Source organism: Oxalicibacterium sp. (assembly GCF_035565035.1).
Taxonomy (GTDB): domain Bacteria; phylum Pseudomonadota; class Gammaproteobacteria; order Burkholderiales; family Burkholderiaceae_D; genus Oxalicibacterium.
In genome coordinates, this window is the sequence record NZ_DATMTD010000112.1 from 20,275 (window position 1) to 28,435 (window position 8,161).

At 54.6% G+C, this 8,161-nt stretch carries 10 protein-coding genes and 1 tRNA gene; 5 read left to right on the forward strand and 6 right to left on the reverse strand.

The features are described from left to right. The first annotated feature begins 130 nt into the window (after window positions 1–130). Window positions 131–1,381 (forward strand): DUF2863 family protein, encoded by a 1,251-nt coding sequence (locus VN114_RS12045; RefSeq protein WP_325515173.1) that lies wholly within the window; start codon window positions 131–133, stop codon window positions 1,379–1,381. 52 nt (window positions 1,382–1,433) lie between these two features. On the opposite strand, the gene VN114_RS12050 is transcribed toward VN114_RS12045, so the two are convergent. The 5 genes from VN114_RS12050 to modA form a co-directional block, all read right to left on the reverse strand. Beyond that, complete coding sequence (locus VN114_RS12050) at window positions 1,434–1,898, reverse strand: CYTH domain-containing protein (protein WP_325515175.1); 465 nt, start codon at window positions 1,896–1,898, stop codon at window positions 1,434–1,436. Next, the gene (locus VN114_RS12055) at window positions 1,895–3,028 is read right to left on the reverse strand and encodes a M14 family metallopeptidase (RefSeq protein WP_325515177.1); all 1,134 of its coding nucleotides are present in this window, start codon (window positions 3,026–3,028) and stop codon (window positions 1,895–1,897) included. Before VN114_RS12055 ends, VN114_RS12050 begins: the two co-directional genes overlap by 4 nt. A gap of 339 nt (window positions 3,029–3,367) precedes the next feature. Beyond that, window positions 3,368–3,832: a nitrate reductase associated protein gene (locus VN114_RS12060; protein ID WP_325515179.1), complete on the reverse strand. Its 465-nt coding sequence runs from the start codon at window positions 3,830–3,832 to the stop codon at window positions 3,368–3,370. A 21-nt stretch (window positions 3,833–3,853) separates the two neighbouring features. Further along, a complete protein-coding gene (locus VN114_RS12065; RefSeq protein ID WP_325515181.1) occupies window positions 3,854–4,018 on the reverse strand; it encodes a hypothetical protein in 165 nt (54 codons plus the stop codon). Window positions 4,019–4,127: 109 nt separating this feature from the next. Further along, entirely contained in the window at window positions 4,128–4,931 is an 804-nt protein-coding gene (gene modA, locus VN114_RS12070) for a molybdate ABC transporter substrate-binding protein (protein WP_325515183.1), read from the reverse strand. A 200-nt stretch (window positions 4,932–5,131) separates the two neighbouring features. Here modA and VN114_RS12075 point away from each other — a divergent pair, with 200 nt between their 5' ends. The 4 genes from VN114_RS12075 (at window position 5,132) to VN114_RS12090 (ending at window position 7,394) form a co-directional block, all read left to right on the forward strand. Then, window positions 5,132–5,638, forward strand: a complete 507-nt coding sequence (locus VN114_RS12075) for a CinA family protein (protein ID WP_325515185.1) — start codon at window positions 5,132–5,134, stop codon at window positions 5,636–5,638. Between the two features lie 20 nt (window positions 5,639–5,658). Continuing rightward, entirely contained in the window at window positions 5,659–6,513 is an 855-nt protein-coding gene (gene nadE / locus VN114_RS12080; RefSeq protein ID WP_331681808.1) for an ammonia-dependent NAD(+) synthetase, read from the forward strand. A gap of 10 nt (window positions 6,514–6,523) precedes the next feature. Continuing rightward, window positions 6,524–7,279: a DUF72 domain-containing protein gene (locus tag VN114_RS12085; RefSeq protein WP_325515186.1), complete on the forward strand. Its 756-nt coding sequence runs from the start codon at window positions 6,524–6,526 to the stop codon at window positions 7,277–7,279. Window positions 7,280–7,317: 38 nt separating this feature from the next. Then, window positions 7,318–7,394, forward strand: a tRNA-Pro gene (locus VN114_RS12090). 45 nt (window positions 7,395–7,439) lie between these two features. On the opposite strand, the gene VN114_RS12095 is transcribed toward VN114_RS12090, so the two are convergent. Beyond that, window positions 7,440–8,161, reverse strand: a 722-nt coding sequence (locus VN114_RS12095; protein ID WP_325515188.1) for a site-specific integrase, incomplete at its 5' end; no start/stop codon positions are given.

Here is an 8,161-nt window from a genome sequence, read left to right on the forward strand (position 1 = left end):
CCCGAAGCCGCATGTCTTTCGCATGCGGCTTTTTCTTGTGCAGGTGCTTTCGAGCGCGTGAAGAACATCCTGCCGTCACAGACAGCTTATCCACTACAATAGGCCTCCACTGCCTATCATCACACTCCCCATGCGCCGTCCTTTCAAAACTGCTACCCAGAAACTATCGGCCGATAGCCTGCGATTGAACGCTTTCGCACAGGCGATTGCTCAGGCCGCCAGTCGGCTGGAAGAACGTTACTGGGAAAGCCAGCTGGATGTCCTGTTGCGCAAACTGCTGCGCAACCATCATCAGGACGTAATCGAAAGTTCGCTCGATCATTTGTTCAAGCAGGAATCCGACGCCTACGACGCGCTGATGGAAAACGTCGAGGCGGCCAGCGAGTCCTGCATCGTCGAGCTGAACGGCACAAGCTACGACGCGTTGCTGATCGCGATGCCGATTCTGGCATGGACGCGCTTCTCGATCGCGTCGGGTCCGATTCCTGCCGACATGGTGATGACCCTGTCTGCCCATCTGCATGCGCATGTGCTGGCGCCGGATACCAAGCTGGCAATGGCTCCGACGCTGTTCTCCATCGATCAGTTGCCGCGTACGCATGCCGACACCTTCGCGCTGACGCAGCAAATGACACAAGCCGCATTGAAAGATGCACCGGTAAAGAACTCACCGCATGCGGCGGAAACTGCCCCCTTTCTCGCCGACACGCGTTACCTGCTGGCCGTTGTCGCTGCACCAGCCGGCGAAGCGCTGTTCCGCTGGCAGGCGTCGTCCAATCCGACGGAACGTGATGAAGCGCTGTCGCAATGGAATACGCAAGCCATGCCGAACATTGCGCGTCTGCTGCCGGGTTGCGGCATCGAACTGCTGCTGCCGGAAGCGTATTTTGTTGCCTGCCGCGAAGGCGATCGTCTGATTCGTCCGGCGTCGATTCGTGCCGCCGTCCATTATCTGACGCACACGCTCACTATCGAACCGGACGCATTGCAGGCTGTTATCGGCAGTTTCGGCGAAGAAGAAGCCGAAGGACGCGTCGACGAATACAGGATCGGATTCTCCCTCTCAGGCGAACCGGATATCTTGTATGGCGTTGTATGGCCGCTGTACGGCCAGGAGGACGACGACGAATTGCAGTATCGCGTCGTTGAAACCCCGACCGATCCACTGCTGTCTAGCGTCGTCGAACGCAAATCTCCGATCGAGGAAATTTTCGCTCTGCTGGAAGAATGCGGCGTCGTGCACGTGAAGCGACATGCAGAATTGTTTTCGATGGAGTTCTGCGACGATTGCGGATCACCGCTGTTTCCGGACATGGAAGCCGAATTGGTCCATGCCGAAATGCCGGAAGATGCACCAGCCGGAACAGCGCACCTCCACTAAACATTGCGCCTTGCCGATTCAACGTCAGAGGCGCACGTCGGTTCTACCAGCGTTACCAGCGTGTAAAGGGATGACGCAAAAGGCTGGCGTTGAAGTAACGCACATCGCCAGTGACTTCCTCACCGATCCAGTCTGGTAGCGCAAACGTCTGCGCTTCGCTTTCCAGTTCGATCTCGGCGACAACCAGTCCCTGATTGTCGCCAAAGAATTCATCGATTTCCCACAACATGCCTTCGTGTGTCACGCACGTACGCGTCTTTTCGATCAACGGTCGTTCGCATAGTTCGCTCAATAACGCATCGGCTTCATCCAGTGGAATCGGATACTCCCATTCACCGCGACTGAAACCGTGCGAGCGTCCCTTGATTGTCAGTGTTGCCGTCTTTCCTTCGACGCGCACACGAACAGTACGATCCGCATGCGTTGACAGATAACCCTGGCGCATCGAAACGGTCGTCCCTAATGTTTTCCATGCGTTGCTGCGTACCAGGAATTTCCGCTCGATCTCCACACTCATCGCGCGCTCAGCATGACGTTGTCCAGTATCGGACGCAGCATGTCGCGTCCCAGTTGCGCACTGCGGGCGCCGTTCCAGCCGACCTTGTGATCGGGCAGACGCGCATTGTCCTTGAACGGCATTTCCAGCGTCAGCGACACGCATTTGAATGTGTGCCCCATGTATTTGGATGCAAGCTTCAGCATTTCTGCACGATATTTCCCTGATGAATAACCGAACTCTGTCTGGAAGTCTTCACTGGCGCGGAGAAAACCGTTGATGAAAGCCTGTTGTTCTTCTGCCTGTTGCGCAGTAAAACCTTCCAGCATTTCGCTGCCGGCAACGAAGACATACGGCAATCCTTCATCGCCGTGGATATCAAGAAACAGATCGCATCCCGTCTGGTGTATCCGGTTCCGGACATGGAAAACCTCCGGGCTGCGATCCAGTGACGGTTCCATCCATTCACGATTCAGATTGGCGCCTGTCGCATTCGTGCGCAGATTGCCATTGACGGCGCCATCCGGATTCATGTTCGGCACGATATGGAAGACGGCATGCTGCAGCAGCTTCTGCGCAACCGTATTCTGCGGATCGAGCAACGCCTCGATCATGCCTTCCGCAAACCATTCGGCCATTGATTCGCCAGGATGCTGGCGTGCAATGACCCAGATTTTTCTCTTCGCCGTTGCATCGCCGATAACCAGCATATCCAGATCGCGACCTTCGACCGTGCTGCCCAGATTCTCGATGCGTGCCAATGACGAGGTCTGCGCCCGTCCGAGCAAAGCCAGATGTCGTTCCCAGGAATACGGTTCGAAGTAAGCGTAATAAATGCTGTCGTGTTGCGGTGTGTGCGCAATCGTCAGTACATTGCCCTCAAATGCCGTCGGCACGCGAAACCAGTTCTCCCGATCGTAACTGGCCACTGCACGATAATCCTTCCAGCCGTCCGGATAAGTCGACTCGCCGGCATTCAGGATGCGCATCGTGCATCGCTCGCCACGTGCACCTTGCAATCGAAAATAAAACCATTGCGAAATATCGGCATGGTTGTCCTTGCGCAACCGCAAATCAATCGCGTGTGGCTTGTCCGCTTGCACAATCTCGATTGCGCCAGCGTCAAAACGGGAACTGATTCTGATGGGCATCGCTTCCTTCAATGATTGATACAGCCGTCCGTGTCGCTATTGATAGCGACGGCATTGGCGAAAAGATCGATTGTAGGGGATTTCGTGCTTGCCTGAACGGCTGGAGTTGTCGCACATCGTTGTTGCCACGCGCGCCAAACAGGAATTGGTGCCGGTATATTTTCGAACCGCCGGCTCCGGTAATTGTTGATGGAATTATATGGAGCCAGACATGCCTGGAATATCGGCAAATGCCTGATTGTGCTGTAGGAAAAAGGGAGATTTATTTGAGAAAAATTCAAAAGAAATAAATCGCACCGCGGAAGGATCCTGCGTTACGAAGATGCGCTTCAGAACGATTCAAGCCAGACCAAATTCCTTCAATGCCGGCTGCAGGTTGGCATTCTTGTGGCCGGAGCGCGTCAGCTTGATCAAAGCAAATCGCTGTAAATCGTTCAGGGCAGTCCACTGGGACAACGTCATGCCTGGCAGCGATAAATCATTCAATGTATCGATCACGCTCTGCGGTATCGCCTGCATGCTTTTCCACGCAGGGCATGGATCGATGTCGACATGTTCGATTACTGCATCGGGATTGTCTGCATGCGGGTCCAGCATTTGTGCGAGACGCGCACGAAACGCTGCGCGCTCCGGCTCCGATGCACAAGGCAACATCACCAGCTCTTCACGCTCGTCGCGACTCAATGTAATCCAACCAGTCAGCGAAATACGCATACCGCACGCATCCAGATTGAAACGCATGATCATCGGAATCCGCCGCAAGGGATAACGACCATCCTGTTCGAAATCAAAAAGCGCCATCATGATGCGATGACGCCCGGCGAACTATCCGCCTGTCTTGTCGTGCTTGTCGTCCAGATGTTCGCCCAGCTTGTTTTCATTATCCTGTTCCAGATTGTCCGCTGCTTTTGCACGCGGATCGTTTTTGTAACCCGGCGTGGTCGGCTTTGCCGGTTTCTCCGTTGTCGGCTTGTCGTTAGGCGTCGTCATTTTCAATCTCCTTTCACTATGTCGGGTTGACATGAAATAACTATACCGATTCGAAAATGACATCGATGTCGGCAGAGCGCCCGATCGATGTAGGAAATCCGCACATTTCCTAGTCGAAACCGTGCTTCTTCAAAATCTGCTGCGCAACCGGACTCATCACGAAGCGGACAAAATCCTGCCCGTTTTTCGACCTCACTCCGGCAGCGATTCCATATGCGCTACGCACATTCAACGCATCCGGAATACGCACGACATCCAGTTCGGGTAACGCTTTCTTCGTGACGACCGCATTCGTGCAGTACATGATGTAGACATCCGCACGATCGTTCTCAAATGCCGTGATGTACGGCAGCTTCTCACCCGAAGCCGGTGCATTCGCACCTGACAGCTTGAGCGCCTTCGCATCGAGCAATGCATAAAATCCCGGCCGCGCCTTGTCTGCATTTCGGAAAAACTGCCATGTGTAATCGCCCATCGGGTCGCTGACCGGTGTCGATGTTGCGACACGTACCGAAGGTTTGTTCAACACATCGAGCACGTTGTTTTCTCTCAAGCCGAATTCCGGTCGGCCGATTACACACAGATCGTTATGCGTAAATATCTGCGTTGTTCCCAGCAGGCCTTTCTGCGCCAGGACGTCCGTATGCTCGATCGAGGCAGAAGCAAAGACGTCGACGATGGCACCGGCTTCGATTTCCTGACGTAGTTTTCCGGAAGGCCCGTATTTTGCGTTAAATACCGCACCGCCCTGTGCACGATAAGTCTGGATAATTTCATCCATCGCCGTTTTCAGGCTGCCGGCGGCAACAAGAACCGCACCTTCGGATCTGGCATCCTGGGCCTGTACATTGCCGGAAAATGATTGCACTGCCACGATGACTCCGATTACCCACAGGTTGACGAGATTTTTCATGTTCATCCAGGAAAGGAATAGTCGACGGTCGATTTACGGCACATCATGGTACGCGTGCCGCCGCTTTGCGCCAATATGAACAGATTTGCATAACCGCAGGCTGAAACGGTCTGAAAAACCACCGAAGGGCTCGGCTATCATAGCCGAACACAGGAATGCGGCCGCGCCCCATTCCGGCGACAAAAAAGGGGGACAAATCGATGGAGCTTTTGAAGACATTGGCCGATTATCTGACCGAACGCAGCTTGAAGCTGACCACGGCTGAATCCTGTACGTCCGGCTTGATCGCTTCGATGCTGGGCGATTGTGAAGGATGCGGCGCATGGCTGGAATGCGGTTTTGTCACTTACTCCCCCGAAGCAAAAACCGCGTTGCTCGGCGTGCATCCCGAAACCATCCGGCAGCATGGCCTCACCAGCATCGCCGTCGCCGTTGAAATGGCTGAAGGTGCATTGAGAAAAAGCGGCACCCACATCGCTATCGCCAATACCGGTGTTGCCGGTCCGGACGCCGCAGAGGACGGCACACCACCTGGCACTGTCTGTCTCGCATGGGCCTGCAGCAATGGCACTGCCATGCGCAGCTACAGCGAAACCAGACAATTCAGTGGCGACCGCAATACCGTCAGAAAATCCGCTGCCCGTTACGCGATAGAACGCACGTTGTTCTATCATCGCCTGTGGCAACAGGAGCATGCCAAATCCTGAACGAATCAGAGGAACAGAACGTGATTACAACTGACATCGACCCGACACAGCAGGAAATCATGGATGCGCTGAAAGTTCTGCACGCATTCAATCCTTCCGCAGAAATCGTCCGCCGCACCACATTTCTCACTGATCAACTGATCGAGCATGACAAGCATTCTCTGGTGCTGGGCATCAGCGGCGGCGTCGATTCGCTGGTCGCGGGTTATCTGTGCCGTCATGCGGCTGAACAGGCCAAAGGACACGGCAGGCAGGCCGATTTCATTGCCTTGCGTCTTCCGTATGGCCAGCAGGCCGACGAGGAAGCTGCACAGCGCGCACTGAAACTGATCGAACCGCACCGCGTTCTGACGATCGACATCAAGCCGGCCGCGGATGCCATGCTCCAGCAACTACGCGATGCAGGACAGACTTTTGAAAATGCCGCACACGAGGATTTCATACTCGGCAATATCAAGGCACGGCAGCGCATGATTGCCCATTATTCGGTGGCCGGCGCGACGAGCGGGCTTGTCGTTGGCACCGATCATGCGGCGGAAGCATTGATGGGTTTCTTTACCAAGTTCGGTGACGGAGCCGCCGACGTCGCACCGTTGTACGGTCTTAACAAGCATCAGGTCCGCCAGCTGGCACTGGCGTTCGGTGCGCCCGAGGATATGGCCTACAAGGTACCGACTGCCGATCTGGAATCGCTGTCGCCGGGTCGCCCGGACGAAGAAGCGCTGGGCGTCACCTATGAACAGATCGACGATTTCCTCAGCGGCAAATCGATCGATGCGCATGCACGTGACGTCATCATCAAGCGGTATCTGGCAACATCGCACAAACGCGACATGCCGCACGATCCATACAGGTTGTCGCACAGCACACTTTAACTGCGACCGCATGACGCCAAGACTGTATCTGGGCTGCGCCGGCTGGAGCATTCCATCGGCATTCTCCTCCACCTTTTCAGGAAAAGGGACGCATCTTCAGCGCTATGCCGATGTGCTCTCCGCGGTGGAGATCAACTCATCTTTCTATCGTCCTCATCGTCCAGGCACCTATGCCCGCTGGCGTGATAGCGTTCCGGACTCATTCCGCTTCTCGGTCAAGATTCCACGTGACATCACGCACATTCAACGTTTGCGCGACACCGAAGATACTCTCGATCGTTTTCTGTCTGAAGTTCGTCACCTGGAAGAAAAACTGGGTTGTCTGCTACTGCAGTTGCCGCCCTCTCTCGTGTTCAAACAAAACGAGGTGGCCGATTTCATGAATCTGCTGCGCGAGCGCTTTGAAGGCCATATGGTTTGTGAGCCGCGTCACGCAAGCTGGACCAATGACGAGGCGATCGCGTTGCTACGCCAATTCTCCGTCGCTCTCGTCATCGCCGATCCGGTCCCCATACCGCAAAAAGAGGTTCCCGATGTCGACACTACCTATCTGCGTCTGCATGGCTCGCCTGAAATGTACAAATCATCCTATCCGGACGACGCGCTACAGTCGATCGCCGAACGACTGGCCAGGCAAACGCATAAGACGTCGAATGTCTGGTGCATATTCGACAATACGATGGATGGTGCCGCAATTCGAAATGCACTGACTTTGCGTGAACTATGGGAGAAGAACCGACTGGCTCCGGGCTCGACGCGAGCCTGATTGCCTGCAAAAAAGCTCTGCTATAATTTCGCGCTCGTCGGGGCGTAGCGCAGCCTGGTAGCGTACTTGCATGGGGTGCAAGGGGTCGGAAGTTCGAATCTTCTCGCCCCGACCAGTCAAATCAAAGGGTTAGCGAAAGCTAGCCCTTTTCCTATTCCAGTTACGTAGCCGAAATGTAGCCACTTGTCCCATTACTGCGATTCAATCCATTCCCATTGACGTTACCGGCAAAGCCAGCAAGATGCTCATCTGAAAGATGCGCATAGCGCAAAACCATATCGATAGATCGCCAGCCCCCTAACTTCTGCAGCACATGCAATGGGGTGCCATTTTGCACATGCCAAGTTGCCCATGTATGCCGCAAATCATGCCAATGAAAATCCTCAATACCGGCACGCTTTAAAGCAAGTCGCCAAGCCCGCTGATTTGGTCTCAACACAGGCTTTCCCAAATAGGTAAAAACGTGTGTTGGATGCCTCATGCGCTCTTGCCGAAGAATTTCAACAGCCCGATCATTTAACGGCACGTGAATACCGCGACGCCCCTTCGCTTCATCAGCCACGACCCAGAGCCGACGCCGAACAAGATCAATGCGATCCCACCGTAGGCCTGTAACATTCGACATCCGCAGTCCGGTTTGAAGAGTAAAGTCAACCATCGTTGCGAGATGCTTCGGCAACTCACACAACAGACATTGCGCTTCCACATCCGTTAAAAACCTAACCCGCTCAAGAGGTTCAGAAAGAACAGGCACCTTTGGCACCACATCAATCCACTCCCACTCGTCACGGGCTTTACGCAATATCCGCGAAACTACTTGCAGACGCCTGTTCACTGTCGCATTTGATACACCCTCAGCCCGTCCTACCTGCTGAATCGTAC

Coding starts and splice junctions, on each gene's coding strand:
- VN114_RS12045 (WP_325515173.1), top strand. CDS start 131: ATGCGCCGTCCTTTCAAAACTGCTACCCAGAAACTATCGGCCGATAGC.
- VN114_RS12050 (WP_325515175.1), bottom strand. CDS start 1,898: ATGAGTGTGGAGATCGAGCGGAAATTCCTGGTACGCAGCAACGCATGG.
- VN114_RS12055 (WP_325515177.1), bottom strand. CDS start 3,028: ATGCCCATCAGAATCAGTTCCCGTTTTGACGCTGGCGCAATCGAGATT.
- VN114_RS12060 (WP_325515179.1), bottom strand. CDS start 3,832: ATGATGGCGCTTTTTGATTTCGAACAGGATGGTCGTTATCCCTTGCGG.
- VN114_RS12065 (WP_325515181.1), bottom strand. CDS start 4,018: ATGACGACGCCTAACGACAAGCCGACAACGGAGAAACCGGCAAAGCCG.
- modA (WP_325515183.1), bottom strand. CDS start 4,931: ATGAAAAATCTCGTCAACCTGTGGGTAATCGGAGTCATCGTGGCAGTG.
- VN114_RS12075 (WP_325515185.1), top strand. CDS start 5,132: ATGGAGCTTTTGAAGACATTGGCCGATTATCTGACCGAACGCAGCTTG.
- VN114_RS12085 (WP_325515186.1), top strand. CDS start 6,524: ATGACGCCAAGACTGTATCTGGGCTGCGCCGGCTGGAGCATTCCATCG.